Here is a 26,896-nt window from a genome sequence, read left to right on the forward strand (position 1 = left end):
TTTACCTTAATCTAGCCTTTAACTGTTCAACTTTTGAAAGCGCTTTAAGGGCATCATCAATTTCTATTGGATTTTCAGAGACGGACTTTTCCAAATAATCATGATGTCGTGTAATTTTCTTAAATTTCCTATTTTTTATGTTTGATATGATTTCATCATCTAGCAATAAATCTTCAATCATATTCATCGCAATTTGAAGATCTTCAAATGACACTTGTACATAACCTTCGGTTACATCATTAGATTCATCTGTAGCATGGTTTACAAGCTTTTTAATAGTGTATGAACCAATGTTTAAGCTGTTTGCAACGCTGGAAAATGTTCGTCTTAAGTCATGGTATGTAAATGTAATACCAGTCAACTCTGCAATTTTTAGCCTAGCTTTACTTCGATTTGCTACATGACCGACACCTTGCCTAGCTTGGAAAACATATTTACCACCACCTGAACGTTCAAAACGTTGTTGCATTATGTAGTGTAGAATTTTTCCCATTGGCAGAGTCAAAGGCTCACCATTTTTAGGATCAATTGATGTGATTGAGCCATATTTCAGATCGACATGAGACCATTCGATTGTCTCTGCTTCTTCTCTACGAAAACCAGTAAGTAAAATAGTTAATAAAAAATCTTGGTTGGTATAAGCATTATGATTCTTATATTGTTGTCCGACCCATTCTGTAGAAACTACAGCATCTAACCAGTCTTTCATTTGATTACTACGAATATAGTTTTTTCTACGCTTAATTTTATTCCACGATTTTTTTGCTTTTAAAGTATTAACTGGATTTGAGACATCAATTATATTTTTATCATTTACATCAAGATAATGCTCAACTGAGAAATTAAAAACAGCCCTAAAGAAACGCATTGCTAAATTTGCACGTGCTTTAGATCGTTTTGACAATTCAGCATGTTTCTCTTGAACCATCTTGCGTGATATATCGATCAGTTTTATGTCACACCATTCTACTAAATAGTCTGTTACGCATTGATTATAGTCATCTAAGGTATTTTGACTAAGCTCTCGTTCTGTTTTGTAGGCGGTGTAGGCATCTAATAGGGTAGGTTGCTGATCTGCTTTCGCATAATCAGCATACATTTCCTTTTTAGCTTCTTGTTTTTCTAGATTCGGGTTAATACCTTGGGCCATCAATCCTAGTAATTTAGTTGCTTGGTCACGTGCCTGTGTAGGTGTGATTTCTCCATGTTTGCCGATAGTGACTCGTACTGAGGATTTGCCGTTACCAATGCGACGCTCAACCACATAAACTTTGGAAATGGTAACTCGCAACGCAAAGCCAATCAGCTCTGAATCCCTATAGATAACCTGCTTATCAGGTGATAAGGGCAAAGAATCAACAAATGTTTTTGTGAGCTTTGTTCTTTCAGAGGTCATAGTGTATGATCACGTGTGTTTGCAATAACTCGCAATAACATACAATATTTTTAACTGCCTACATAGTGCCTACAAAAAAACGTATTGCAATGAAAAATGTTTTTATGTAGAATCAGCATCAAGTTAAAGCATTGTATTAATTGTATTTAACTTTATAGGGCCTATAGCTCAGTTGGTTAGAGCAGCGGACTCATAATCCGTTGGTCGACAGTTCAAGTCTGTCTGGGCCCACCATATATCGAACCTCGTAACTATTTGAGTTATGAGGTTTTTTATTGCCTATTGATTGGGTTTCTCACTACTTTTTATAGACCGTAATGTGGTCTATCGGTTCGATAATCCGATGGTCTATCTGTCTGATTGCCTACACAGTGCCTACATATATTCTATGATTTACCCCCAGATCGTTTTCCAAGCATTTTGTCTTGCCGTGCGATTTAGGCATGTCGATGAGCCATGCTCTTAATGTCATCGCATCGTAAAACGCATGGGAAAACATGATGTGTATGGGGGAATTGTGAGATTGCTTAGATTCCTCGTTTGGGGCAGGAGTTCTAGGGGAAGTTGCTGAATGGCGTGGGGGAGTTTTGCTTGTAGAGAACATATTTGTCAGCTTTGCCATTCAGTCTTGTATTAGTTGATATATGCCTTTAGCCCATCCATCAACTCACTTTGTAAAATGTCAGGACTGACGACATGAATATGTGGCATCCAGTAACGAATCAGTGAAAGAAGTTGTAGAGAACTGACATACTGACTACTAATGAGCAAAGCCCCATTATCCATTTCTTTGACAATTTGTTGATGAGGCAACAAGCTTCGTTGTCTAAAATGATCTGCAACTTCGGCACTAATGGTTAAAATGGCTTCCTGTTTGTCCTGTCCAAACCAGATACTTTCTTCTGCTTCTAATTGAGTCAGTATTTCTTTGCTATGTTGGAAAATGGATTGATCGCTGTGAACAACAACGTCTTTGACAAAGCTGAGACGATAGGCTTTCAACTTCTCATCTTTGACTGCTGCCAAATACCAACAGCTACGATGATTAATCAGTTTGTATGGTTCAAGTAGATGATAGCGACCTTTATAATACAGTGTGACTTTGTGTCGATTTAGAATTGCAGGTTCAAGTTGCTCAAATAGAGCCTTGAACTTTGTGCCATCTTCATTGAATTGCCCTTTACTTTCATACACAGATTTTGCATTTTCATTCAATATTCTGCGTAAGAACTGTCTATCCATATTGGGGAATAAATCAGAAACACCCGAAAGCATAGAGAAATGGCGAATATCATCGTCATTCAACTGCCCTAAATAATTATCGGGGAGTGTATAAAGTCCTTGCTCATTCAGCCCAAGCATCGGTAATGCCACCATTAAACGCTCATTAATATCACGTTGTATAGTGCGTTTACTCACGCCATATTGTTCTGCAAGCTGCTTGCTATCTAGTGCTTTGCCTTCGTTAAGCTGAGACAGCATGTCAGTGATCCGTTGTGCTAGTTTGACGTGTGCATTTTCGTTATCTGTCATTAGTTTTTCCATAAATCATGCTTTCTATATCTATAGTATCTGCATAGATAGACAGGTAGTGTCGCTCTCCATAAAAATTATGTCATATCCCAATGAAAGCTATTATTTGATTCTTTTTTCCATTGTCCTATTTGCAACGACATCACCTGTCTACCCCTCCTGTTAATCTTTAGACATCACAAACAGGAGCGTGAATAATGAATCAATCATGCAATATTATTTATTTAAATCATAAGTTTATTATCTATATGGGGTGTAATAAGCCAAGTTTTGTGTAGATATTATCTTCATGGTGATTCAATAAAGGAGCAAACACCATGATGAAACGTTACTCAAAACCTAACGACCTATATGATGTGATGGTGAAGATTTTCAACGATATGAGAGCGTTACCACTAGACCATGTGCTTTCTAGCATAAGTCAGTAAGGTAGCAATATCATGGAAACTTTACGGCAATGGTTAGTACAACAGCGTAAGCAGAAAAATCTAACTGAACGATAGTTAGCAAGAATCTTGGATAGACCTGTTTCATATGTACAGGATATTGAGCAAGGTCAATATATTTTAGGCATTGTAGAATTTCTAGAATACTGTAAGGCTTTAGATGCTGATTACATGATGGCTATAGAAATCATTCAGAATGAATTACGAAAGTAATCTTAATAAAGGCATTTAGCCTTTTGCTTTCTTAATTTCCTCTTGAATCAAATCCAAGCCAATTTGAGGATTAATCCCAAGCGTATTGCAGTACCAGACATATTCAACAATATCCAAACGTCTCTCGCCTTGTTCGACTTTTTGTATGTACGAATGAGGTTTGTCCATGCGTTCAGCCAAGCCACGCATGGATAAATGATGTAATTTGCGTTCACTCTTGAGCCAATTGATCAGAGTTCGCATCTCGTCAGTGTAGATACTATTTGTCATGTACCTATTTTGAATACATTGATCAAATGTACCCAAAAATGATACATTTCTAGTACCTAAAGTAGATACTTTTTGGTTGCATTTTCTCCATTGTTGATCACGTGATTTGGGGCTGCTAAAAATACTTATCAACGTTATATAGACGTTATTCTGATTGTGAACTAAGGTTAATAAAATGGATTCATCACAAATAAATGATTTTCAACAAGAGCCTATTCGTAAAGTTTCGATTCTTTTAGGAATTGGTATTTTTGTTATGCCTTATATTTTTTCTTGGTTTACGCTAAGGGAAGGCTATAGTAAATTAGCTAAAATTATTAGTTTCACTTGGTTAGCTGTTCTTCTTGCTATGCTATTTATTGCTGCACCTAAATCAGAGAACTCATCTAATTATCAAACTGAGAAAACAGTTAAAAATATAGAACAAAATGAGCAAAAAACTGAAAATTCTGGAGAAGAGCTAGAGACTGAAAACTCTAATACATCAAATGATTATCTTGCAAATCAGGATAGTAAATATACTGATGTTAACTCTATAGGAAATAAGGTTAGTTTTTTTGAAATTTGGAAAGCTGCAAATAGTCCAGATGCTACAGCACAAGATATTTTCTATAATTATTATCCAAATACTGATTTTAAAAATGAATTCGAAAAGAAAGATGCTTTTGAAAGTATTAAATCAGAAATAGAAGATGAAATGGAAAAATATAAAGGTATTGAATATATCTCTATTCCTATTATTGATAGAGTGATTTATCCAAGTGTTCGAGAAAAACAACCTAGCTTTACTGCTTTTGTTTCTCCAGATTGGAGCATTTTCTTAGATTATAATTTTGAAAAACAAGGATTTTTATTATATGGAGGTAAATCACATAGAAAATGCTTTAATGAGGAACAAGTACATGGATTTGAAATTGATTCAGAAAGAGAATGCTTTATACCTATATCAGAAGATATGAAAATTCCGAATCATCATGATGAAAGATTAGCATTATTTATCAAAAATCTAGATGAGAAGAAGCTTATTGCATATACGGGTAGAGTTTATGCAAAATTGGATGAACCTTCTTCATATAAAGAAAATTCAAAAATAGATATTTTAGGAGCAGAAATAGAGTTAAAAATCAGAGAACCTTATCTTGAGTTTGAGTCTCCAGAAAAGATAAATGAATTAAGAGAACTTAAAAAAGAAATTCATTCAATGTTTAATGGAGATGTCATTTATAGATTTAAAATGGGAGATATTTAGAATGAATGAAATATTAATATTGGAATTATCTACTTAAACTGATTGTAAAAAAATTGGACAAACTGTTTGATGATTGTATCCATTAGTGGTACTAAATAATTAAGATTACTAGGCTTTTAAATTGTAAAAGGATGCTATATGAAAAAGTTTCTTTTAATTTCAATGCTATTTCTATGTGCTAATGCAGTCTATGCTGCTCCAAATATATGGAAAATAGGATATGGACAAGGTCTCGCTGAATATTCAATTCAAGATGCCAAAGGTCAGACATTATGGGTCGTCTGTAATGAGGGTGCAGGAGATGAATATGATCATTCTGCACGGTTCGAGACAAAGAGCAAGAGTTATGAAAATACTGACTCTAACTACCCACTCACTTTTCTATTAGATGGCAAAACTGAAGTTGCGCCATCAGGAACAACCAATTGGCGCAATGGTGCAAATGCTTGGTATGAATTTTCTCATGGTATTGCCAAAGCCAAGAAAATAGAGGTATTCGTCAATAATAAAAAGGTGACTACTTTTACTCCAGTTGCTAGCAGCATCAAAAGTGTTGCGAAAAATATCTTATCTTGTAAAGCAAAATGGTAAATCATTTCAATTAAAATCAAAGGATTCAATTACGAAATTTCTAAATCTACTCGCTGTAATTTCTATACTCTCTATGTCTTCTGCATACGCTGCAACATTAAATGTAAAAATGAAGAAAAATACTCAGTGGGGAGAAGAGTCAGCTCAATTAGCAACTGATAAAGGACTCATTTCCATTTATGCCCTAGAGTTAACCAAGAAACAGGCGAATGATCTGAATACGCTGAAAAAAGGTAAGTGTGTTCAAATCAAAGCCAAAGATCAGACTTTAGAAAAATCAGAGGGTGTAATATCCATTATGGAATTTGAGTCTGCAAAAACAGTAAAGTGTAAATAAACCAAATGCTGCATACATAAATTGTAATCGTCCTCATTTGGCATAGATATTATTTTTATGGTGATTCAATCAAGGAGCAAACACCATGAAAAAACATTATCCAGAACTTGAAAAAGTATGTGAGGTTATAGACAACATTCCTCACCCTAAATGTCAAAACTTGGCGAATAGTATCCGTATCTGTAATAGCATTGATGCCAGTCATCAGGAAAAAGCTGCTGCTGTACTGATTGCAGCCTTACAATTTATTTAAATATTGACCTTATTAATAGCCCCCAATGCAGTAACGTGCATTGGGGGTTTTGTATTTATGGAGCATCATCATGCAACCCCAACCTCGTATCCATGACAAAGTAGGTTATTGCCTTGTCGAGACTTTGATCTGTAATAAGCTTTCTGAACGTGCCGAAGGGAAACTGCATTATTAAATTTGGCAGACCTCAAAGCCACTGAAAAGCCATTTCATGCAACGGCATTCAAGCCTCTATTCTCAGGGAAATCAGCGAATAACTAAACCATGAGTTTAGAGGGTTTTTCAATGGAAAAAATAAGAAAAACAGTTTAGACCAACGGTCTATTTGAAGGTCCATCAGTTCAAAAATTGTAAGTTTTCGTGCAATTTTGCACTGAAATTTTATATATTATTTTGCACAAATTCATAAAATAAGCCATGCATATGCATGGCTTCATTCATTTTAATTTCTGAAATAAATAATATTTGGACTGCCCAATGATCCTGTAAGAATTATACCTAAGTTTTGGATCTGTTCCATTGAAGCATAGGCAACTTTATCTACTAGTGTTCCATTGTTAGCGGTATTCACGTTACGCATAGATAACGGTAGCCTAATCCTTCAAGTTGCTCTATCGCCTTAATTTTATGTCTGACTCAGTTACCTTAGTCATCACATTCATCTCAGACTTATGGTTCTTGTTGTATGTTGCTTTCTCAAACATCTTCTTGGACGTTATAACCATACTGCTGAATACCGGCCATCATCTCTCCAGTGTAATTATGGCAAGCTTGTAAATAAGTTTCTGCATCTGACCATAATACACCTGACACACCAGAGGCATTTAACGGAATGACTGTTACTTGCTCTCCAATCTGAACAATTGGCTTGGTCAAAGAGCACTGGAATTGAATTTTATGTGCTTCATGATTCCAATCAATATGTTCAGACTCAAACTCTCGACTTCCTCCTACAACAGTTAGCTCTATATTTGTCTCGGTTGGCGTTTGGTTTAATTGCTTAAATTCCATTACACGTGCAATTGAACATGGGTCATGATAACAAGACTCCAACTGCGAACCTTTCTGAACACCTGAGAAGTCAAATGCTATTGTAGACTCGGGAATTGTTGGGATCTCAGTTTCTGTTGGTATTTCCACAGCAGATTCGATGGGTTGTTGTGCCGCTTGTTGTGGCTTGACCTCATCCATTGGAATGACAAACTTTTTCACTTTCCAACTTAAGCCATCACGTTCCATAATGATTTTTAACTGTTTTTCATTGTTTGGATTTTTGAGTGTGACTTCAAACATGTTCATCGATAAATAACGTGTGCTGTAATCTAACTTTTCTTGTGAAATTGTCTGATTTGATGATTGCTCTGTATATGGCTTTAAGCTGTCCTTGAAGTCTTTCCCTTGGAGCATCAATGTCATACCTTCAGGCGTAACGACAGCATCTACCATTTTATCAACCATGGTTGTTGCGATCATTGTTCCCAATGCTTCCCAACCATTAGTTTCTTTTGATGCCATTTCCTTAACCATGTAAGCATTCATTTGATCTTTGAAGCTCTGACGGACACTGGGATAGTCCATGTATGCAGAGACTTTCTCACTGTCACCTGCTTGTGCTGCATTCTTAATGCTATTGAGGACGAGGTAGGGGGAAGCATAATAGTAGCCCCCAACTAGTACGATAACGACAGCGATTATGGCCCCGATCAATTTCTTATTCATATTCAGCCCTATGAAGGTAAAAAGTGAAGTCAGTAAAAGACTTCACCTAAATGTTATGTAACTTATTCTGTTCGATCAGATCAATGTTTGATTCAATCATCTTTGTCATTTATTAATGCTAAATATTTATGATTAAAATCTTCAGAAATTATCTTCAATATAATAGAAGCTAAATTATCAAAAGATTTTCTAATATGTTCTCAAAAACTATTTTCTTTAACATTTCTATTTAGGTTCTTGTCTCTGAGCAGAATTCATTTCATGTCTGACGATACTTATATTTTCGTATATTACTTTACGTAATCTATTTATCGCACCTAATGGTTTATGTTCAGGTAGAGAATGCCAAGGCGTAAATGAAAGGTTTTCACAAAATTTATTTTGATCGGGTGTATTAAAAACCTGTTGAGGAATATGAATGGTTGCAACTTTATAAAAAGGAGCCTTGTCTTCTTTCCATTCATTCATCGAATTTTCTACAAGCATTTTATTTGATGTTCTCGGTTGTATAAGAAATTCCATACATACATCTTTCTTATTTAAGGTATCTTGTAGAGCTGCCCTCAAAAAGTTAGGATCTGATTGATTAAGCATAGTATCCGCATTTAGGGAGCAAGGTCTTGCCGAATACTTTACTGCTTGACGATCAGCACCTAATCCTAATTGATAGGGAACCATGGACCAATAGCGAGCTTGAACTGGATTCGATATTTTTGAATTACTTGCTCCTAATGCGTTGAGTGTTCCTTTAAAACCTAATGCGAAAGGGATATGCAATTTTTTTAAAGTACTTTTGCTATTTGTATCTTCTATAAAAGATAAATAACGTAAAGGTTCATCTACGAAAAATACAGGGTGGTTGATCATAATAAAATCTTGAGTCAGCGCTTGCTCATCATTTTCCAAGATTTTTTTACCTGGGACGCCTAACAATTTTATTGCCATACCACGCGCGTCTTTTTTATCATCAGCTCTTGTGGCATCACCAGAAGCATTAGAAAAACGAATCCATGCTGAATAGGTTTTATCAGGAACAAAAATTCCTTGGGCTAAGTTTTTGGGTATAGATTTTGATACATGAAACTCTGCACGTACGCAGCCATGCGCTTTGGGATGTGCATCTCTCAATGCATTGCCAGAGGAGTATTGACTTCGAATTGATTGAACAATTTGCTCTGTAATTTGATTCGCTATGATTTCTTCGTCAGGCTGTAATTTTTCACCGAGCTCTCTATCAATGGTTGGATAGGGAAGTTGATGCATATTCGTTATGGTTTTTCTTTGCTGAAGGTTGTTAGAACAACCGCTTATGTTTATCAAAATAGGAGTCATGGCAAATAACAACAAACCGTAACGTATCGATGGCATATAACTTGACATTTACTTGCTCCTTATCCCATCGCAGCTATTGTTTAGTGCGATGGATCGATACACTTTGTGGTAAAAGATGTTGTTATCGGAATTATTGCTATCCTGTATTTTAGTACATCAAAACTTGACTAAGAATACAAGCTGTTCTTAGTTATTGATTTTATATTTAACTTTTATCGAAATGTGGGTTTTTATAGATTATGTTTATGTCTGACTTTTAAAATATGCGCATAAAATCTTCGTTCATAATTGCATAATCAAGTTGTTTTTGCTACGGTTTGGTGTGCTTGCCAAAAAGGGTTGTCGTTCCATCTTTGCTCTTGCTTGTAAAGGAGGTAACGACGATTTTCATAAGTATTGATAATTTTATTAATTTCAGTGGTATAGTTTTTGTGGTTATTTTCATTATGCTGAGTAGCTAAAATAGCTTCTGCGGCTTTCATACCTGTATAAAGGGCATTGAACAGACCCTGTCCAGCAATAGGATCAAATGCAAGTAATGCATCCCCACAAGCAACCCAACCGTTGCCTATTGGCTGTTCCAACCAACTACTACGAACATCATGAGAGAAAATATCTTTACCAAATTCTAAATTGCCCAATAAATCGTATAAACCGACATTCTTAGAAATCAGATGCTCCCATTGTTTATTGTCATGATGAAATTGAGTAGCTGTTTTGGGAGTTGTATGGTATCCAATAACCCACTGATGATCATTGATTTTACCTGTGTATACCCATCCATTTTGGCTGGCAGAAATAATGGTTCTGTTCAGTTTTACATTTTTCTGGGGCGTACAGGTACGGTATAAAGCAACCAATGGAACTCCACGGTAACGTTCAATCCCAAGAAGTTTGATCAATTTTGCACTGCGACCTGTTGCATCGACAATCCATTTGGAATGGATTGTTTTTCCATCTTCAAGTCTGATTTTCCATACATCATTATGTTTTTCTAAGGCTACAACATCTGATGGATAGAATCTTGCTCCGCTTAAGAGCGCTTCTTTTCTGAGTAGTTCATCAAAATTTTTACGATTAATTCTTAATCCAAAGCCATAAGGGTCATGGATATAATCTGTGGTTGATAAGATATTACTTCCCCAAAAAGTCATATTACCGCCAACATGCTCAGAGTAGGTAGTATTGCTAAATTGATTCTCTGTTTTTAATTTTGCGGTTAGAGAAATAAGCCCAAGTTTATTAAGTAGGCGAATTGCTGCACTGGGCAGAGTCTCTCCAAATTTATGTGTTTTGTGTGCAGGTCTATCAATTAGAGTAACTGATAAACCTGCTTGCGCAAGCTGTCTGGCCACAATGGTGCCAGCAGGACCACTACCTGCTATGCACACATCGACATCAAAAATTTCCATCTTAACGTTTTTGTACACGAACTGAACGGAATGCCAATAGCTGTTCTTGATCTGCCCATCCAGCTTTTTCTAATTCGGTCAGAGGTCGAGCTATATTGCGCAATAATGTGGTTGCATTTTCTGCCGCAGTTTTGAGTTGTCCCGCGATTAATGTTTCTACATAGATATATTCAGGAAGATCTGGATCATCTTTGATACCAGGACGTACCTCAACAATACCCAACTCATTAAAATGGGCAATCATGCGCAGCATCACTTCTGCTGTATTTGCATCTTTAATTGCACGAAGCCAATTTAGACGTTGATTAAATGCTGCAATTCGTTCTTCTCTTGGCAAATCTAGGTTCATTACTTTTTGATAATCTTGTTCAGTCAATACATGGTTTGGAACTCGTGCAGCCCAGAAAGTTGGTAAATATGGATCAAAGTCTGGATCATAGCCTGAACGGCAGAATGCAGTATCACCTTGCCATGGAATTGCCATCCATCTTGTTATGCTTCCAGCCGTTTGGGCATATAAGGGTCCATCAACCTGTTGTACTTTAATCGGAGTCATGGTCGAACCATAATAAGGCTCGGGTTCTGAACTTGGGCGTAACCGAATACGGAAAGGGGCACTGTACATACTGGCATGACGCATTGGCCAAGTCATTTCACAACCTGGGTGGAATGTATCTGCCAAACAATAATGTAAAGCGGCTTGATCGAGCATATTTGGTTGTTGTGCTAATGGTACTTGATCAATTGATGTCGGTACTGTAGGTGTTTCAGTTGTCCAATCATTGATAAATTTACCATTTACCCAATGCTGTAAGATTCCTTGTTGTAGGCCGGTCATGGTGAGCATGTTACCTGTACCATTTTCAGGGAAGCTACCAAAAGCATCACCATAAATCCAAGGCCAAATATGTGGCCACGTCACTGGTTCAGCAACTGACGGTTTTAATGGTCTGAAGCTATGAAGAATTGCACGACGTAATTCGCTATATGGGTCTGGATCAGTGGCTTGTTCAGGTTTAAATGACAACTTGGCTAACAAAGACGGATTAGTGAAATCCATTGGACAGCCTTTACCGAAATAAGCTGCAAAGCCTTTGTTTACCCACTGTAAGCCACCTAGACGTTGTAACAGAGGTAAAATGTCTTTAGTAAATGAAGGCATTTCAGGCATACTCATCCAGCCAGCATTAACATAAACATCACACATTAGGTCATACATTGTTCTCCAACTTACAACATCGGGTGCGTAATTGGGTGGAGCTACAACAACCCAAGCGGATTCAACAAGAATACTAATTCCATTAATTGACACCGTTGCTGTTACTGGACCATCTGAAGTGTCATCATACCAGTCATTGGCGTTGTTAAAGCTTGGAGGGTTATCTGGATCATATACAGGTGCATCAGTTGGTGAAGCTGCTTTTCCGTGTCCTCCTAAGAAAATTAAACGACCATTTTCATCAGTTTGAATTTCTCCAAGAGGTACGGTAACGGGTTGATCAGCAGCAGCTTGAAACGTACCTGTATCAAAACGATGTTCAGCACTACCTGATACATTACGACCAAAAATACTGCGTGGTCCTGGATCAATTGCTAATTTTTTACGATCTTTTACTGTTGGATTACGTAATGTAAAAGCATTATCTGGGGCATTCACAGCTTCTGGAATATCAAGCGCATATTGGAATTGATACCATTCGGCTTTGCGATTCGCAACGTGTACAGTCCAAACAATATCTGCATTATCAGGAGTTAATTCGCGTACCACTTCGCCTGCTGCGTTGTAACCATAAATGCGAAAACGGGATGCTTGTCTTTTAATTGCACCTGTAGCATCACGATAAAAATTAGGTTGTTGATTTAAATCGGCTGGTGCATCGACAACTTCAGGTCCGATAAAAAACTCGTTTATGCTATCACCAACCCGTGCAATTCCAATAGCAGGATGAATTGCTGCACGAACAATATCCGTATCAACAGCATTTGCAGGTGATATTAATGGACGAGGTGTGTCTGGTTCACCTTGTGGCACACCATTAACATTACGACGTAATTCTGCAGAGGCTGCATAAACCACACGGCGCGCATCAGCAATAGAACCAACAGGAGCATGCTCTGCTGTCACACGCCAGATATTCATTGCTAGATTTTCGCCGTATTCTGCTTGACCACGTGCGCTGATATCTTGAATAGGAATAACAATATCCGCAACATGGATAGGTGGGCTCAGATCTTCCGGCCAGACTACTGTTGCTTCATCTAAAGGCATTTGTTCTGGAACAGTTCTTAGCTGAATCATGAATCGAAAACGAGCTTCTGAATTTTTTAATCTAGTGTTCAGGTCGGTGGCGAGATATGAGGGATCATTAGGCGAGTGAGTAGGGGGATCTAAATAGAATGTCGGTTCAATTTTATATTTGACATATTGATCCTCTCCAAAACGGAAGGGTAAACCGCTCCAATAAGGTGATGCCAATACACTTGCGACTGGTTTTGCCATTGCATCAAGCAATTCAGACGTCTTTGGATGTGCCTTAAGATATGGATCATAATCCCCATCAACAACGCCAGCCTTGGTGAATTCGCACATATCTTTAGCTGTATCAACAAAGAATGCATCAAAGTTTTGTAAGATGAAGTCGAAGGTATCGGCATGAGGATTACCGAGTAATTTTTCTCCAGCAACATCAAATAATTTAATTCCGATACCCAGTGTGGATTTATAGTCTGTACGAGTTGGTGTGGTATCTGATGAGAATCGAATCCATGTTGGATAACTTTTGCCTAAATTTGCGAATAGACCAACACGCAAATTTTCAGGGAGATCACTACGAACAACGAATTCTGCTGCTGCCACACCATGCGGTTTCAGAAATACAGGACGCATAGCAGGGCATTGACCTTTGGCAATACGTCCAGCTTGTACCATATCTACGAACACCGCTTTTAGAGATTCAATTGGGTCAGTAGAACAGTCTACACAAGGTGCATTCTCAGACGTAATTGATTTTAGATGGTCCATATTTATCCCTTATTATTTTTAAAATTATTTATAAAGTGTATTGCCGATAAGAAATTACAGAAAAGGGTTTATATGGTCAATACATGTCCTATAAAAACAGTTCTGTATTTTATAAATTATTGTTTTTTAATAAATTATTTATTTTTTAACCGTTTTTTTAAATCTGATAAGTTTTATTAAATAAAGAATTGATAATGATAATTGATATTGTTGTTAGCGCTAATAAAATATAGGTTTTAAATCGTGGGACTAAATATTTAAGCTAAAATAGTTTTTGATTATTTAGATAATTTTAATTAATTATTGGTTTGGAGCTGTTTTGTATAAAAATATAATAATGGATTTAAAATCAATATTTATGAAATAAAAAATAAAATGCAAATTGGATCACATTTTATTTTTTATTCCGATATTTATTTTTAGTAATAGTTAGCAGTTATAACTGTACTTTTTTGGTCAGGTAATTGTTCAATACTAATCTCAGTTGTATAGTTTTTCTGTGATTTGTTCTTTAAATTTTGGATTAAACTCACTATTTCTTCATTTTTCTTGCTTGAAATGTTAGTCAATTCACAGTCTTGGTTGGTTTGATTTAAAGAGCATGTATCTTCAACAATACTTCCACTGATTTGAATGGTATTTGCTGAATAAGCCATCGAAGTAAACGCAATTAATGATGAACCCAATAGAATTTTATAAATATTTTTATACATGAATATTTCCTTTATATAATGTATTTATTATTAATTAACATGAAATTTATTATTAAGGCAATATTGAAATTAATTATGATAAAAATATTTATTTAAAATGTGATGTATGTTTAATTTTGCTTAGGTAATGATAATTTTGGCGTGTTTTTAATTGTATATACAGTATCAATATTTTTTTATTTAGTGTGATTTATTTCAAATAAATAAAAACCCCAAGGCAATGACTAGGTTTGGGGTTAGGTAAGTTGGGAATTAAAGTTTTAATCGTACTGAATGGTGACCGTTGCCATCGCCCGTACAGTTCCAGCAGTGACAGTTGTTGCTGTTTGATAGTAACGAGCAGCTAATGGAACATTGTATTGAATGACTTCATTTGATTTAACCGTACCCAGCGCAAGTTTATCGCCACGAGCAATCACCTTATTGATATTTTGGTAATTTGAGATCAGTTGAACTCCAACACCATTCGCTTTCGTTGCAGTCGGTGCGGTATTTGTTAAAACTTGGTTATTACTGCCATCTTGGGTGTAATCGAAGCTTAAACTAACCTGAGTTTTTTCTTCGTAACCTGTTGGGTTGATGCCACCATTACATAAAATATTCAGATCAAATGCTTGTTCACCTTGAGTCGAACCAACCCCTTTAAAACCAGATTTCATTACCGTTGGAAGCTGAACTGTTTTATTGATGTTGCCTTGTAGCTCACATGAAGAAGAAGCAATAGTAATGGCGTTACCATAAACAGTACTGGTTAAAAATGGACGACTGTTTTGTCCAGTCACGTAATAGGTACTATATCTACCCGGAACAAGGGCACCAGATCCAGTTTGTGATGCTGTTTTAACAATCTCAACAACAAAGTAGCCTTGTGCTAAATTATAAAGTGTTCCAGGTGATAGACTGCGCGAGTAGGGGTAGTATCCAGAGAAATTGGTTGCATTTTCGGCTTCACGATATAGTCGAATACCGATTCCTGCAATATTGGTTGAATAAATACTATCGCCTAAAGGACTAATTGGATAATTTTGCGATAAATCTGCGTAAATCCGATCAGCACTTGAAGTACATCTTAGTGTTGAGCCATTTGGATTGATTGGAAACGTTGCTTTACGCAAAATAGTCCCAACAGGATCACTTGGGCGCACAACCACGCGACCTACAGCCATAGAAATATCAACTGTACTGAAGCCTGAGCTGAGTGTACAAAATGCATTGGCCGCCGTATTAAAACCAAAACCTGCCGTAAATAAAGCACCAGTAATTAGAATTTTCTTCATTTACAAATTGCCTCAGTCATGATCATATTTTGTTGATCTTTATCTAGTTGAGAACGAACATCATAGCTAACCTGACATTGCTCAGACGCTTCATCACCCCAGTTAACGTAAAGCGTATCTTGAGGTAATTTTGTTCGAACATAAATTAGGCTTCCTTGTGCAACCATGCCCACAGCTTCTTTGTCTTTGTTATAGACTTGAGCAGCAAAAGGTAAACTTTCTCCATTTGCCTGTTTGCTTTGGATATAGATTGCATAACCAGTTTTTGTTGAAAAATCTACTTTTGCAATTGCACCTGCAAAAGGAGCAATACGTTGGCTAGTTTCCTCTAGTTCAACATTTGTAGACATGTTTTGAGGGTCAAGGGTAATGTCATTTAAACGATATGGCGTAACATAAGGAATAACAGCATAACCTGCTTTATTAATACTTAAACCAACGGTATTACCGACTTTCGCACCTGCAGCGTCTGGTGCATAGACTAGAACCATAGTCTGCCCTTGATCTGGCCCAAATAGGACGCCTTGAGAATGTGCAACAATACTACCGCTTAGACTTAACATTGCTTGTTGATAGTCTTCGGCATAACTATAAGATCCGCCAACTGTTGCAAAATTAGTTCTATAACGACTATTGACGTTAAAGCTAGGATCATTACGATCTTGGTGAGACATACTCGCACCGTAGCTGAAACGATCACCTACCACGCCACTTACACCCACAGTACGATTATTATCTGCAATAGTGGTATTCACGTTCGCAGAGTTTTTCTTGAAGCTTAGTGGGAAGGAGATTGTCGCTAAATATTCAGTATCTTGGTCACTACGATTTGAACCGTATTCTATTTGGCGATTTACAGCTGAAATACCATAGGTAATACCTTGATAATTATTACTATAACCAATTTGGTATTGCTTAGTTGATTCGCTACGATTCCAATAATCAATCCATGAACCAACAACATAGACATTACCCCAACCTTCAGGTAGTCCTTGGTTCAGCGTAATTTGGAACTCACTACGTTGTTTACCAACGGCATAAGTATTTTCGCCTTTTTCTTCAAGGTCACGGATTAGAATTGCATCACGAAGGTTGTAATAGTCTTCTGTAGAGTAGCGATATGCTGCAAGTGTTAAATTCGTATCCGTTGGAGCAATTAATTTACTGTAACTTAAGCGAAAACTCTGGCCAGATTGAGACTCTTGTTTTTTGAAATCTGCTTGTGAGTGAGTTACGTCTAGAGAAATTGCACCTATTGGTGTAGCAAAAGCGGCTCCGACGAGTGCAGACCCATAATCTTCTGCTAATTGGAAACCAGAATATGCTGTTAGGTAGTTATTAACACCGCGCTGATATTTACCTTGCGTTACCCACGGCGTTAAATCTATATCTCGGTCACGAAATTCACCTGCTGTGAGCGAGTAACGGCTTAAACCAGGACGTAGCATTTGAACAACTGAGGCATAAGGCACAGCGAATTTTTGAATTTCACCGTTTGACTCAATAACCGAAACTTCGAGTTCGCCGCCAAATCCAGTCGGATATAAATCATTAATTTCAAAACGGCCAGGAGCTACAGTGGTTTGATAAATCAATTGACCTTGTTGGCGAATCTCAACTTTTGCATTAGTTTTTGCATTACCACGGATCTGAGGTGCATAACCAATCATACTGTTTGGCAGCATCCGATCATCACTAGAAAAATCGACACCACGATACCCAAAAGAATCAAAAATTTCGCCGTTAGTAAAACTATCACCTAAAGTGAGAACGCCACGATAATTTGGAAAAGCACGTTGGGCATAGCTACTGACAGCTTCGTAATTTGAGCCTTTTTTTTCTGATTCTTTGTTATCTTGCCACTGCCATTGACCGTTATGTCTAAACTGCCAACCACCAATATTGGCGCCTGTTGTTAGACCAATAAAAGCATTTGTCGTTTCTTGTTGACCAGAAGATTTGTTAAATGTTTTATAAGCACTTCCGTTATACGACAAAAAGCCAGCATTAATACCTCGATCCCAGACACTCGGATCGACATAACCCTGTGCATTTTTTTGTAATGCAATTTGTGGAATAGAAACATCAATTCGTAGGCGTGAGGTATCAAAATCGTAATAAGCATTTTCTACCCATTCTTCGATTTTATAACACGCATTTGGAGCTGTCGTTTCGGTACGATTGACCAAAACCTCTTGTTTTACACCATATTCAAGTAATGAATTTGCAGTAAAACATGTGTAAGCATTTTGATTTTGTTCAGTAGAGCGGAAAACCATCCGTTTTTTACCAAACCAGTTTCCGTTGATATAAACATCAACGCTATATTCACCTGGTAGGACTGGATTACCATATTTGAAACGTGAAATATCAACTTTTTGAGCATCACCCATTAAGAAAACAGAGTCAAATTCTGCTTCCATTGGTGCTTGTTCTTTTGTTTGTTCTGCTGAGTAAACAGCCATAGGCATCGTAATTGTGATTATCCCAGAAGTAAGGTAATAACAAATACGACGTTTAAGGAACTTAGCAGAAGCTTTCTTATTTGACATAATTCTTTCGCCTATTCAACGATAGGTACTCAATAATTTATCGCTTGGTAAGTAAATATCTTTGTTATTGAAGCTTAATTTGGTGCTCAATACGACCGCCATAATCATTAATACTAATAAAGCTAAGTTTTTCAGTATTTGCAGTTTTTAACTGCACTTTGTCTTCGCTAAAAGGCGATAGCATTAAGCCTTTAGGTAAGAGATCAACTGGCTGAGTACCATTAAGTTGATATACGGCAGTCATCGTAACGTGAAATGGGGTTGGATTTTTGACCGTTAAGGTCTGACCATTTCTAATCCATTGCAGTTTTTCAGCAGCTAAATTAGCGTCTTCTTTAATACCAGCAGGTCGGTAGAAAAATTTAATACGTGAACGGATTGCAAGTTGCAAAAAATTATCTGGAACAGATTCTTTGCTATTTGCTGTTGGTCTTGGTGGAATATCTAATACATTTAACCAATATACCGTTTCTTTTTTCTGATCTAATTGTGTTGCGCTTGGAAGAGCTGCGATACGAAGAGATTGACTCTTAGTTGGATCGACACGAGAGATAGGTGGGGTAATCATAAATGGAACTTTAGATTGGTCTGGTGTACTTTTAGGGTCACCATCATCAATCCATGCTTGAACAAGCGATGGTTTTGAACCATTGTTACTTACTTGCAAAGTCACTTCACGAGCGTCAGACGGATACACAACGCGAGTACCATGTAAGATAATTTCTGCTTGAGCTGTGCTTACAGCAAAAACGGAAGATATCGCTAAACCAAGCAAAATATTGTAACTGTTCAATGTCATTTATACTTACTCTATTACCGCAATATATTTTTATAACAAACTGCGAATTTCTAAATTTTAGAAATTCGCAGAGATTATCAATAAATTATTGATAAATGATTGTGTACTGAACTGAAGTACTTACTTTACCAGCAGTAGAAGCGCCAGTTGCATAGTATTCAGCATAGTAGTTCAAGTCAGCGCTACCATTGTCTATAACGTCAACCCATTGAGAGTTCGCTTGAGCACCATTTGAACCTGTTGCAAGTACAGGAATAAATTGGTTGTTGCTACCTAACAATTGAACTTTAACGTTATTTGCACCACCAACAGCTTGGTTATTTAAACGACCTGTAGAGAAGTCAACAGTTGCACCTGGTTCAAAATAAGTTGCAACTTTACCTTTTGAACATTGGTCAAGTTTGATTTGGAAAGGGGTACGGCCCGCAACATCACCTGTAGCAGCTAATGTTTGTTTAGAAACTGTTGGAAGAGTAACAGTAAAATCTTTGCCCGCAGGAGTGACAATTTTACAAGTTTGGTCAGTAACTAAACCATTAATAGTGATAGTACCATCAGCGGCTTGAGCGTTAGCAATACCTACAACTGAAAGAGTAGCGATCAAAGCAAGTTTTTTCATAATAATTTCTCTAATACATCAGCTTAAAGTTTGAATTAGATTACTTTTTCAGTTAATTATTGCGCTGAATAAGTAATGTGCGAAATATATCATTTAAATTAAAAAATGCAAACTGTGTCACACTTTTGTGTTTTTGCTTGATGCTAAAACTTTAGAAAAAATAACTCATTGTTTATTTTATAGTTCTTTTTTAAAACGATTTTTGTTTTGTGAATTTTAGATAAATTACGTGAAATTTAATGTCTTATTTTGTAAGTAATAATGCACTATTTGTTTATTTTTTATTCAAAATGGCCGTTTTTTTATATTAATTTTTTATTACAGCTTCAAAATAACGAATGAAAAATGAGCACTAGAATTACATTCTTAACAAAAACGCCAAACTTTCTTTAAGAATTTTTTAAGGTTGAATCCTTAGTTTTTTAGTCATGATTAGATGAAAAATACATCGAAAGGAGCTACTCATGAATATGCTTTATACACATAAACCAAACTACTATTTCTTTGCCCATAAGTTTGTTCTCTTCTTGGAAAGTTATCTAAAAGTGCATCCTTTTGAACAGCAAACGAGTTTTAACTTACATACAATTTACGATTTGTTTAGTCATGATCGTGCATCGAGCACTACGAATTTAGAAGGTATTTTAAATATTGCTGATGAATATGTACTTGAAACTGATGAAGGTTCACAGCCATTGATTCGTAGCTATCATTTGCATTTGGATAATCATGTATTAACACTCGAATTTAATCCTAAAGCAGTTGAAAGCTTAAAGGCAGGTCAAATTATTGTGAGTCCTTTAGCAGCTTAATTAATCTATTATCATTTCCTGTTTTATACACTTAGCTATTAATCTCCTTTGGCTAAGTGTCTTTTTTACAAGCTGCATAAAAACCATTGATTGTTTATGATAAATAGATCAAGCAAAGATATTTGAATAGTATGGATAAAGATTTTAAGTCAGAAACTTATAAGGTAGATGAAAGTACGACTGATACCATTCTATGGTTGATGCAGCATCAGGATATTTTTGATTCTTTCCATTTTGATGTACATACTCAAGAGTTGTCAGTCACACATGCAGCAGGTGTGGATATCATTCGCGTAGGAATGTTTTTAAATGCTAAATACGGCATTTTAGTGACATCAATTTAATATGATCGAAAAAAAGCCTTGTCAAATAACAAGGCTTTTTTTGTTTATGCGCTCATAGCATCTACTGAGAGTTCAGCAACAGTTGGTTTCGGTTTTTCTGCTGTTAAACCTAATTTAGCAAATAGGATTTGGTCTTTACCTTCTCCAGCATTAGGCGTAGTCAATAACTTATCACCAGAGAAAAGCGAGTTTGCACCTGCCATGAATGCAAGCGCTTGATCTGAATCACTGAGTGATTCGCGTCCTGCCGATAATCGAATATAACTATGAGGCATAATAATGCGAGCAACAGCAATAGTACGAATCCATTCGGTCACATCTAACTTTTCAACTTCAGCAAGCGGTGTACCTTCGATCGGTACAAGCATATTAATTGGCACTGATTCAGGATGTACAGGCATAGTTGCAAGTTCTTGTAATAAACCAATACGGTCATTACGACTTTCACCTAATCCGACGATACCACCACTACATACTTTCATACCCGCTTGACGTACATGATCTAATGTATCTAAACGATCATCAAAAGTACGCGTACTAATAATATGTGAATAGTATTCACGAGAGGTATCAAGGTTATGGTTGTAATAATCTAAACCAGCATCTTTTAAGCGTTCAGCTTGTGACTGATTGAGCATACCTAAAGTCATACAAGTTTCTAAACCGAGTGCTTTTACTTCACGAACCATTTCTAATACATAGGGCATATCTCGTTCGTGTGGATTACGCCAAGCAGCGCCCATACAGAAACGTGAAGAACCAGAATTTTTTGCTGTTTGAGCTTCACGAATGACTTTATCTACTGCAATACGCTTTTCTGCTTCTAGTTTTGAGTCGTAATGTGCAGATTGAGAACAATACTTACAATCTTCTGGGCATTTACCCGTTTTGATTGAAAGCAGTGTGCTGACTTGAATGGTATTTGGCTGAAAATGCTCACGATGAGCACTTTGTGCTTTGAATACTAAGTCTAGAAAAGGTTGATCATATAAAGCTTGGATTTCATCACGAGTCCAGTCATTACGTAAAGTCATTGTTATATCCATGATGATTGATTACAAACATTGAGATTAATCATACAGAAATCGTGCCAAAGCCAAAGGGCAAAAAACATCATTTTTCTATTCAGGTACGTTTATTTGCTGCAATTGTTGTTGAATTGCCCACTCAATATGTACATTGACAATCTCATCGTGTAGAGCTTTTGCTTCTTGCAATTGGCTCACGATTTCAGCCGAGTATGGAGCATTTCCTAAGCCGATTGCAATATTCCGTTTAAAGGATTGATAGCCTGTGCGCCGAATTGGACTACCTTCTGTTTTTGCAAGAAAAGTCACTTCATCCCATTGCCAGATCTCTAACAAGCTAATGTCATCTAAACTATGTCTTGGGTCAAAGTCTGGAATTGACGCAGTTTTAGCAAAGCCATTCCACGGGCAAATCAGCTGACAATCATCACAACCAAAAATACGATTACCTATACCTGAACGTAACTCTTCAGGAATGATTCCTTTATATTCAATAGTTAAGTAAGCAATACATTTCCTTGCATCCAACATATAAGGCTCAACAATCGCTTGTGTTGGGCAAATGTCGATGCAAGCAGTACAGGAGCCACAATGGGCTGTTGTGGGTTGATCAAAAGGGAGGTCAAGAGAAGTAAATAGCTCACCTAAAACGAAGAAAGAACCTGATTTTTTATGAATGAGTAAGGTATGTTTTCCTGTCCATCCCATGCCTGCACTTTCGGCAAGTGATTTTTCAAAAATAGGTGCTGAATCCGCAAATGGGCGTGATTCGAAATCGCCCACTTTTTCTTTAATACGACTGGCTAAGGTTTTAAGTCGACCACGCATGACTTTATGATAGTCACGTCCACGCGCGTAGCGTGCAATAATGGCTGAATTTGGTTCAAATGGTACATAACGGGGCTTAGGTGATGCCACAAGATAATTCATTCGCACACAAATAATGCTTTTAGTCCCAGGCACAAGCAATGTTGGATCAGCACGTTTTTCTAAATTCTCTTCCAAATAGTGCATATCAGCATGGTAACCCCGTTTTAAATATTCTTTAAAACGTGGCATTTGATCTTGAGCATCAGGTTTGGCAATGACACAATCAGAAAAGCCCAAGTCTAAAGCTTGAGTTTTTATCCATGTTTTAAGTTCTTGAGGATCAAGCTGCTGAAGCTCAATTTTATCAAGTGATTTTCCAGAGGATGTGGTTGAAGCCATAAACCAATAATTAGGGGGATAACATGCAACGTTCAGTTTACCATAGCCAAAGCATTCAAGCATGGGAGCAGCGTTGGTTTGCGCAGCAAAATTCATCTTTAGGACTGATGCAACAAGCAGCTTGGACAATCTCACAACAGTTAATTGAACCATTTAATAAAAATAAAATTCAAAAGATCTCAATTTGGTGTGGACAAGGTAATAACGCAGGTGACGGTTACTATATCGCTGCTTTTCTAAAGCAACATGGATTTCACATCACGGTTTATGCAACTGAACTCAGTCAATCTTTAGATTTAAAACAAGCTGTACAATATGCACTGTTAAATCGAGTTGATATTCAAAGTATTGATTATTTATTGTCAGAAAATGCGAATCACCAAGAAATTCCAACTTTTGATTGTCATATTGATGCTCTGTTTGGCATTGGTCTCAATCGAATGCTGGATCAGAAATGGCAGTCGATCATCCAGTTATTTAACTCACAGATTGGTTTAAAGATTGCTATCGATATTCCGAGTGGACTACATGCGAATACAGGTCAGGCCTTACCCTGTGCAATTCAGGTAGATCAAACCTTTACAATTTTAGGTTATAAGGCAGGGCTGTTTACTGGGCAAGGCAAGGAATATGTGGGAAAACTACATTTAGTTAGCTTGATCCCAATTGATACAGAATTAAAACCACTTGCATATCTATCACCTGAAAAAATTGTATTACCGAAACGCCAAGCTTTTGGACATAAAGGAAGTTATGGGCATGTGCTTGTCGTTGGTGGTCATGCGGATATGGGCGGAGCGGTGATTATGTCTGCTGAAGCAGCATTTCATGCTGGAGCAGGGAAAGTCAGTGTGGTCTGTCATGCCAAACATCATCAAGCTATTCTGGCGCGTTCACCGAATATTATGGTGCGAGATATTAATGCCTTAGATCAAAAATCGATCCAACACCTATTAACTCAAATTGATGCCGTCTGTTTCGGAATGGGCTTAGGGCGAGATGAGTGGGCAGAGCAGATTTATCTAGAGTGGTTCAATTTACTCAATCAAAATTCACATTTAGAAGTGGTATTGGATGCAGATGGGCTTTGGTTTTTAGCAAAGCATCCTCAACAATTAAATACTCATCTCTATGCAACCCCACATTCTGGTGAAGCAGCAACTTTATTGGGTTGTTCAGCAGGTGATATTGAGCAAGATCGTATTGTTGCGATTCATAATTTACAACAAAAATATGCAGGGCAATGGGTGCTTAAAGGTGCAGGTAGCTTGGTCTTAGAAGCTGAATTATTTATCTGTACCCAAGGCAATGCAGGAATGGGTACAGGAGGAATGGGGGATGTGCTTGCAGGTATGATTGCCAGTTTAAAAGCTCAGTTTCATGAGCAAGTGGCATTGCATGAAATCATAAGCTTACATGCGCAAGCAGGAGATTTATTGGCTGAAAATGGTATGAGAGGTTTACAAGCACACGAAATGGGCAAAATGATTTACACAGTGGTAAATCAAGAAAACTAACGCCTTCTACTACTTGAACGACTCCGTCCACGAGCCATACCGCCGAGCGCATTTAACACCGCCATTTTGCTCATACTGCCTGAAGCATGGGCATGACAGATTGCAGCAGCTAATGCATCGGCTGCATCAGCCTGTGGTTGAATGCTTAGGTTCAATAAACGCATTACCATCATTTGTACTTGCTCTTTTTCAGCAGCGCCGTAACCCACCACTGACTGTTTGATTTGACGAGCAGTATATTCCGCGACTTGTAGGTCTAAATTGACCAACGCTGCAATTGCCGCACCACGGGCTTGTCCAAGTTTTAACGCAGAATCAGGGTTCTGCGCCATGAAAACTTGTTCAACGGCAGCCTCAGTAGGCCCGTGAAATTTAACAATACGTTCAACACCTGCAAAAATACGTTTTAATCGTTCAGGCATTGCTTGAGTTTCAGTACGAATAGTTCCCGCATCGATAAAACGTAGTTTATTGCCATCTTTTTCGATAATTCCATAACCTGTTAAGCGTGAACCAGGATCAATACCAATAATTAATGACATGTCGAACTATAAAAATGAAAGATTGTTGATATTGTTACATAGCAGGCTTTTCGATGCATAATATTTTTGTAGGATTTTGAATTATAAGAAAATAGTGTATTTATTAAACAGAGTTAGTTTTATTGAGTGCATATTCCAAAATTCGGTCTCTTTCGAACAGATCAACTAGTAAGACTTATTTTGGTTGGTTTTTAGTCAATTTGTGTTTAATTTGAGCGTTAGGCAGTAAATTATGTGATTTTTCTAAAAAAAAATTGCATTGTGGGGGAGATGGGCGTATAAAGCATCTCATTGATCAAACATGTTGATCAAGATGTTGATGCGGGATGGAGCAGTCTGGTAGCTCGTCGGGCTCATAACCCGAAGGTCGTTGGTTCAAATCCAGCTCCCGCTACCACTTTAAAGTTAATTGAATATTAGCTCTGTGATTATTGAATTGTTGTTATCTGAAAGATTAGACAGCAATTAAGTTAGCTGAAATAACCCTAAAGAAAGCTAAAAATTATTAGATTCTAGAATTGTAGTTTACCTCTCTCCATATATCTAGCGTTATAGTAAATCCAAATCGATCACTTGAGCTCAGAAATGAGTGATTTTGTGTTGAAAATTATTAATGAATGGCGTGTAGCCAAAGCCAGCAATGGCAATGAAATTTGTGTGCAAATTATCCCGATGAAACGTCAACAAAATACGTTGGATGGTTTCAAATGGGTAGAGGTTGGAAAGAAAATCCAGCTAGAGTCGGGTCGAGAAGTCGATTTTAATCTAGATGGGAAAAGCTTCTATACCGATGTTAATCAGCTTTATCGATTAATATAGATAATTTACGCACTTGAAGTATCTATTGGTTAAAGATAGATTGGGTTAAATCAATATTCATAATTTGATTTAATTCATAAATGAACAAAGTTTAAAGGTTTAAAAGTATGTCTGATACAGTTACTGGTACTGTTAAGTGGTTTAACGAAACTAAAGGTTTTGGTTTCATTCAAGCTGATTCTGGTCAAGATGTTTTTGCTCACTTCAGTGAAATCCAAAGCAATGGTTTCAAAGTATTAAACGAAGGCCAACGCGTTTCGTTTGTACTTGGTCAAGGTAAAAAAGGACCACAAGCAACTACAATTAAAGTTATCTAATAAGATTGCTTGAAAAAAAAGCTCACTTTATGTGGGCTTTTTTTATATCTAAAAACTATCTTTTGATTTCTAATCGTACTTTGCATGAGATGCTAAGCTTTATAGAGGTTGATCTTCAAAGCCGAGTTTTGTATAAGAAAGCAATCAGTAAATTTGTATATAAGAAAATCTTAAATGGGAAAGATAAAATATTTTTTATGATCTCTTGTCAGTAAATCTTAAGTTTTATAAGTTGTGTAACTACACTATCAAAGCTAATTTTTTGATTTAGCAAAGAATATTATTTTTACATGATTTGGTTTATTAAAGTTCAACCTCTTTTACTCAAGAGATAAAACTTTCAATACTTTCATTGATCCACTATCTCGTATGACTTAAAATTTGCTATGCTTGCAGTATCTGTCAAATAAAGATAGATTAAGTTAAGTCAGAATGAAAATTTTGATTTAATTTATAAATGAACAAATTTTAAAAGGTTTAAAAGTATGTCTGATACAGTTACTGGTACTGTTAAGTGGTTTAACGAAACTAAAGGTTTTGGTTTCATTCAAGCTGATTCTGGTCAAGATGTTTTT

Annotated in this window: 25 protein-coding genes and 2 tRNA genes; 12 read left to right on the forward strand and 15 right to left on the reverse strand. The window is 36.8% G+C overall.

The genetic code is table 11. The features are described from left to right. Position 1: 1 nt before the first annotated feature. A complete protein-coding gene (locus IEV17_RS07115; RefSeq protein ID WP_004661777.1) occupies positions 2–1,396 on the reverse strand; it encodes a site-specific integrase in 1,395 nt (464 codons plus the stop codon). A 157-nt stretch (positions 1,397–1,553) separates the two neighbouring features. Here IEV17_RS07115 and IEV17_RS07120 point away from each other — a divergent pair. Next, positions 1,554–1,630: transfer RNA gene (locus IEV17_RS07120), tRNA-Ile, on the forward strand. Positions 1,631–2,029: 399 nt separating this feature from the next. Here IEV17_RS07120 and IEV17_RS07125 read toward each other — a convergent pair. Both IEV17_RS07125 and IEV17_RS07130 read right to left on the reverse strand, forming a co-directional pair. Further along, positions 2,030–2,929, reverse strand: a complete 900-nt coding sequence (locus tag IEV17_RS07125; RefSeq protein WP_004661778.1) for a helix-turn-helix transcriptional regulator — start codon at positions 2,927–2,929, stop codon at positions 2,030–2,032. Positions 2,930–3,603: 674 nt separating this feature from the next. Then, the gene (locus tag IEV17_RS07130; RefSeq protein ID WP_004661781.1) at positions 3,604–3,858 is read right to left on the reverse strand and encodes a helix-turn-helix domain-containing protein; all 255 of its coding nucleotides are present in this window, start codon (positions 3,856–3,858) and stop codon (positions 3,604–3,606) included. 175 nt (positions 3,859–4,033) lie between these two features. On the opposite strand from IEV17_RS07130, the gene IEV17_RS07135 reads away from it, so the two are divergent. The 4 genes from IEV17_RS07135 (at position 4,034) to IEV17_RS07150 (ending at position 6,288) form a co-directional block, all read left to right on the forward strand. After that, positions 4,034–5,107, forward strand: a complete 1,074-nt coding sequence (locus tag IEV17_RS07135) for a hypothetical protein (RefSeq protein ID WP_004661784.1) — start codon at positions 4,034–4,036, stop codon at positions 5,105–5,107. 138 nt (positions 5,108–5,245) lie between these two features. After that, positions 5,246–5,698, forward strand: a complete 453-nt coding sequence (locus tag IEV17_RS07140) for a YfjT/YkfB family phage-associated protein (RefSeq protein ID WP_004661786.1) — start codon at positions 5,246–5,248, stop codon at positions 5,696–5,698. Between the two features lie 73 nt (positions 5,699–5,771). Then, positions 5,772–6,035, forward strand: coding sequence for a hypothetical protein (locus tag IEV17_RS07145; protein ID WP_004661787.1), 264 nt, complete (start codon positions 5,772–5,774; stop codon positions 6,033–6,035). 85 nt (positions 6,036–6,120) lie between these two features. Next, on the forward strand, positions 6,121–6,288 hold the full coding sequence (locus IEV17_RS07150; protein WP_004661789.1) for a hypothetical protein: 168 nt from the start codon (positions 6,121–6,123) through the stop codon (positions 6,286–6,288). A 696-nt stretch (positions 6,289–6,984) separates the two neighbouring features. Here IEV17_RS07150 and IEV17_RS07155 read toward each other — a convergent pair. The 9 genes from IEV17_RS07155 to IEV17_RS07195 form a co-directional block, all read right to left on the reverse strand. Beyond that, positions 6,985–8,007 (reverse strand): DUF2939 domain-containing protein, encoded by a 1,023-nt coding sequence (locus IEV17_RS07155; RefSeq protein ID WP_004661792.1) that lies wholly within the window; start codon positions 8,005–8,007, stop codon positions 6,985–6,987. Positions 8,008–8,232: 225 nt separating this feature from the next. Beyond that, positions 8,233–9,387: a catalase family protein gene (locus IEV17_RS07160; protein ID WP_004661793.1), complete on the reverse strand. Its 1,155-nt coding sequence runs from the start codon at positions 9,385–9,387 to the stop codon at positions 8,233–8,235. 248 nt (positions 9,388–9,635) lie between these two features. Beyond that, a complete protein-coding gene (locus IEV17_RS07165; RefSeq protein ID WP_004661794.1) occupies positions 9,636–10,751 on the reverse strand; it encodes a tryptophan 7-halogenase in 1,116 nt (371 codons plus the stop codon). Position 10,752: 1 nt separating this feature from the next. Further along, on the reverse strand, positions 10,753–13,773 hold the full coding sequence (locus IEV17_RS07170) for a LodA/GoxA family CTQ-dependent oxidase (RefSeq protein ID WP_004661795.1): 3,021 nt from the start codon (positions 13,771–13,773) through the stop codon (positions 10,753–10,755). Between the two features lie 419 nt (positions 13,774–14,192). Continuing rightward, positions 14,193–14,486 (reverse strand): hypothetical protein, encoded by a 294-nt coding sequence (locus IEV17_RS07175; RefSeq protein ID WP_004661796.1) that lies wholly within the window; start codon positions 14,484–14,486, stop codon positions 14,193–14,195. Between the two features lie 260 nt (positions 14,487–14,746). Next, complete coding sequence (locus IEV17_RS07180) at positions 14,747–15,763, reverse strand: fimbrial protein (protein ID WP_004661797.1); 1,017 nt, start codon at positions 15,761–15,763, stop codon at positions 14,747–14,749. Beyond that, positions 15,760–18,315 (reverse strand): fimbria/pilus outer membrane usher protein, encoded by a 2,556-nt coding sequence (locus IEV17_RS07185; protein WP_004661798.1) that lies wholly within the window; start codon positions 18,313–18,315, stop codon positions 15,760–15,762. The genes IEV17_RS07180 and IEV17_RS07185 overlap by 4 nt, the downstream gene beginning before the upstream one ends. Before the next feature lie 64 nt (positions 18,316–18,379). Further along, positions 18,380–19,114: a fimbrial biogenesis chaperone gene (locus IEV17_RS07190; protein ID WP_004661799.1), complete on the reverse strand. Its 735-nt coding sequence runs from the start codon at positions 19,112–19,114 to the stop codon at positions 18,380–18,382. 85 nt (positions 19,115–19,199) lie between these two features. After that, a complete protein-coding gene (locus IEV17_RS07195; RefSeq protein ID WP_004661800.1) occupies positions 19,200–19,733 on the reverse strand; it encodes a fimbrial protein in 534 nt (177 codons plus the stop codon). 464 nt (positions 19,734–20,197) lie between these two features. On the opposite strand from IEV17_RS07195, the gene IEV17_RS07200 reads away from it, so the two are divergent. Both IEV17_RS07200 and IEV17_RS07205 read left to right on the forward strand, forming a co-directional pair. Further along, entirely contained in the window at positions 20,198–20,545 is a 348-nt protein-coding gene (locus IEV17_RS07200; protein WP_004661801.1) for a hypothetical protein, read from the forward strand. A gap of 131 nt (positions 20,546–20,676) precedes the next feature. Continuing rightward, the gene (locus IEV17_RS07205; RefSeq protein ID WP_004661803.1) at positions 20,677–20,889 is read left to right on the forward strand and encodes a hypothetical protein; all 213 of its coding nucleotides are present in this window, start codon (positions 20,677–20,679) and stop codon (positions 20,887–20,889) included. 44 nt (positions 20,890–20,933) lie between these two features. On the opposite strand, the gene bioB is transcribed toward IEV17_RS07205, so the two are convergent. Together bioB and queG are read right to left on the reverse strand one after the other, a co-directional pair. Then, entirely contained in the window at positions 20,934–21,923 is a 990-nt protein-coding gene (gene bioB, locus IEV17_RS07210) for a biotin synthase BioB (RefSeq protein WP_004661805.1), read from the reverse strand. An 87-nt stretch (positions 21,924–22,010) separates the two neighbouring features. Next, positions 22,011–23,126 (reverse strand): tRNA epoxyqueuosine(34) reductase QueG, encoded by a 1,116-nt coding sequence (gene queG, locus IEV17_RS07215; RefSeq protein WP_004661807.1) that lies wholly within the window; start codon positions 23,124–23,126, stop codon positions 22,011–22,013. Positions 23,127–23,149: 23 nt separating this feature from the next. On the opposite strand from queG, the gene IEV17_RS07220 reads away from it, so the two are divergent. Further along, positions 23,150–24,643: an NAD(P)H-hydrate dehydratase gene (locus IEV17_RS07220; protein WP_004661809.1), complete on the forward strand. Its 1,494-nt coding sequence runs from the start codon at positions 23,150–23,152 to the stop codon at positions 24,641–24,643. Here the strand turns inward: IEV17_RS07220 and ruvC are convergent. Beyond that, a complete protein-coding gene (gene ruvC / locus IEV17_RS07225) occupies positions 24,640–25,185 on the reverse strand; it encodes a crossover junction endodeoxyribonuclease RuvC (protein WP_004661812.1) in 546 nt (181 codons plus the stop codon). The two genes, IEV17_RS07220 and ruvC, sit on opposite strands and share 4 nt — an antisense overlap. Before the next feature lie 320 nt (positions 25,186–25,505). On the opposite strand from ruvC, the gene IEV17_RS07230 reads away from it, so the two are divergent. From IEV17_RS07230 to IEV17_RS17175, 4 genes are all read left to right on the forward strand, one after another. Next, positions 25,506–25,582: transfer RNA gene (locus IEV17_RS07230), tRNA-Met, on the forward strand. Between the two features lie 188 nt (positions 25,583–25,770). After that, on the forward strand, positions 25,771–26,004 hold the full coding sequence (locus IEV17_RS07235; RefSeq protein ID WP_004661814.1) for a hypothetical protein: 234 nt from the start codon (positions 25,771–25,773) through the stop codon (positions 26,002–26,004). Between the two features lie 107 nt (positions 26,005–26,111). Further along, complete coding sequence (locus IEV17_RS07240) at positions 26,112–26,321, forward strand: cold-shock protein (RefSeq protein ID WP_004661816.1); 210 nt, start codon at positions 26,112–26,114, stop codon at positions 26,319–26,321. A 485-nt stretch (positions 26,322–26,806) separates the two neighbouring features. Then, a partial coding sequence (locus IEV17_RS17175; RefSeq protein ID WP_227554459.1) for a cold-shock protein occupies positions 26,807–26,896 on the forward strand: 90 nt, incomplete at its 3' end.

The organism is Acinetobacter modestus (assembly GCF_014636095.1).
In the GTDB taxonomy this organism is placed as follows: domain Bacteria; phylum Pseudomonadota; class Gammaproteobacteria; order Pseudomonadales; family Moraxellaceae; genus Acinetobacter; species Acinetobacter modestus.

What these genes read in the sequence shown, in the direction of transcription:
- IEV17_RS07115 (WP_004661777.1), bottom strand. Translation starts at nt 1,396, where the DNA reads ATGACCTCTGAAAGAACAAAGCTCACAAAAACATTTGTTGATTCTTTG.
- IEV17_RS07125 (WP_004661778.1), bottom strand. Translation starts at nt 2,929, where the DNA reads ATGACAGATAACGAAAATGCACACGTCAAACTAGCACAACGGATCACT.
- IEV17_RS07130 (WP_004661781.1), bottom strand. Translation starts at nt 3,858, where the DNA reads ATGACAAATAGTATCTACACTGACGAGATGCGAACTCTGATCAATTGG.
- IEV17_RS07135 (WP_004661784.1), top strand. Translation starts at nt 4,034, where the DNA reads ATGGATTCATCACAAATAAATGATTTTCAACAAGAGCCTATTCGTAAA.
- IEV17_RS07140 (WP_004661786.1), top strand. Translation starts at nt 5,246, where the DNA reads ATGAAAAAGTTTCTTTTAATTTCAATGCTATTTCTATGTGCTAATGCA.
- IEV17_RS07145 (WP_004661787.1), top strand. Translation starts at nt 5,772, where the DNA reads ATGTCTTCTGCATACGCTGCAACATTAAATGTAAAAATGAAGAAAAAT.
- IEV17_RS07150 (WP_004661789.1), top strand. Translation starts at nt 6,121, where the DNA reads ATGAAAAAACATTATCCAGAACTTGAAAAAGTATGTGAGGTTATAGAC.
- IEV17_RS07155 (WP_004661792.1), bottom strand. Translation starts at nt 8,007, where the DNA reads ATGAATAAGAAATTGATCGGGGCCATAATCGCTGTCGTTATCGTACTA.
- IEV17_RS07160 (WP_004661793.1), bottom strand. Translation starts at nt 9,387, where the DNA reads ATGTCAAGTTATATGCCATCGATACGTTACGGTTTGTTGTTATTTGCC.
- IEV17_RS07165 (WP_004661794.1), bottom strand. Translation starts at nt 10,751, where the DNA reads ATGGAAATTTTTGATGTCGATGTGTGCATAGCAGGTAGTGGTCCTGCT.
- IEV17_RS07170 (WP_004661795.1), bottom strand. Translation starts at nt 13,773, where the DNA reads ATGGACCATCTAAAATCAATTACGTCTGAGAATGCACCTTGTGTAGAC.
- IEV17_RS07175 (WP_004661796.1), bottom strand. Translation starts at nt 14,486, where the DNA reads ATGTATAAAAATATTTATAAAATTCTATTGGGTTCATCATTAATTGCG.
- IEV17_RS07180 (WP_004661797.1), bottom strand. Translation starts at nt 15,763, where the DNA reads ATGAAGAAAATTCTAATTACTGGTGCTTTATTTACGGCAGGTTTTGGT.
- IEV17_RS07185 (WP_004661798.1), bottom strand. Translation starts at nt 18,315, where the DNA reads ATGTCAAATAAGAAAGCTTCTGCTAAGTTCCTTAAACGTCGTATTTGT.
- IEV17_RS07190 (WP_004661799.1), bottom strand. Translation starts at nt 19,114, where the DNA reads ATGACATTGAACAGTTACAATATTTTGCTTGGTTTAGCGATATCTTCC.
- IEV17_RS07195 (WP_004661800.1), bottom strand. Translation starts at nt 19,733, where the DNA reads ATGAAAAAACTTGCTTTGATCGCTACTCTTTCAGTTGTAGGTATTGCT.
- IEV17_RS07200 (WP_004661801.1), top strand. Translation starts at nt 20,198, where the DNA reads ATGAATATGCTTTATACACATAAACCAAACTACTATTTCTTTGCCCAT.
- IEV17_RS07205 (WP_004661803.1), top strand. Translation starts at nt 20,677, where the DNA reads ATGGATAAAGATTTTAAGTCAGAAACTTATAAGGTAGATGAAAGTACG.
- bioB (WP_004661805.1), bottom strand. Translation starts at nt 21,923, where the DNA reads ATGACTTTACGTAATGACTGGACTCGTGATGAAATCCAAGCTTTATAT.
- queG (WP_004661807.1), bottom strand. Translation starts at nt 23,126, where the DNA reads ATGGCTTCAACCACATCCTCTGGAAAATCACTTGATAAAATTGAGCTT.
- IEV17_RS07220 (WP_004661809.1), top strand. Translation starts at nt 23,150, where the DNA reads ATGCAACGTTCAGTTTACCATAGCCAAAGCATTCAAGCATGGGAGCAG.
- ruvC (WP_004661812.1), bottom strand. Translation starts at nt 25,185, where the DNA reads ATGTCATTAATTATTGGTATTGATCCTGGTTCACGCTTAACAGGTTAT.
- IEV17_RS07235 (WP_004661814.1), top strand. Translation starts at nt 25,771, where the DNA reads ATGAGTGATTTTGTGTTGAAAATTATTAATGAATGGCGTGTAGCCAAA.
- IEV17_RS07240 (WP_004661816.1), top strand. Translation starts at nt 26,112, where the DNA reads ATGTCTGATACAGTTACTGGTACTGTTAAGTGGTTTAACGAAACTAAA.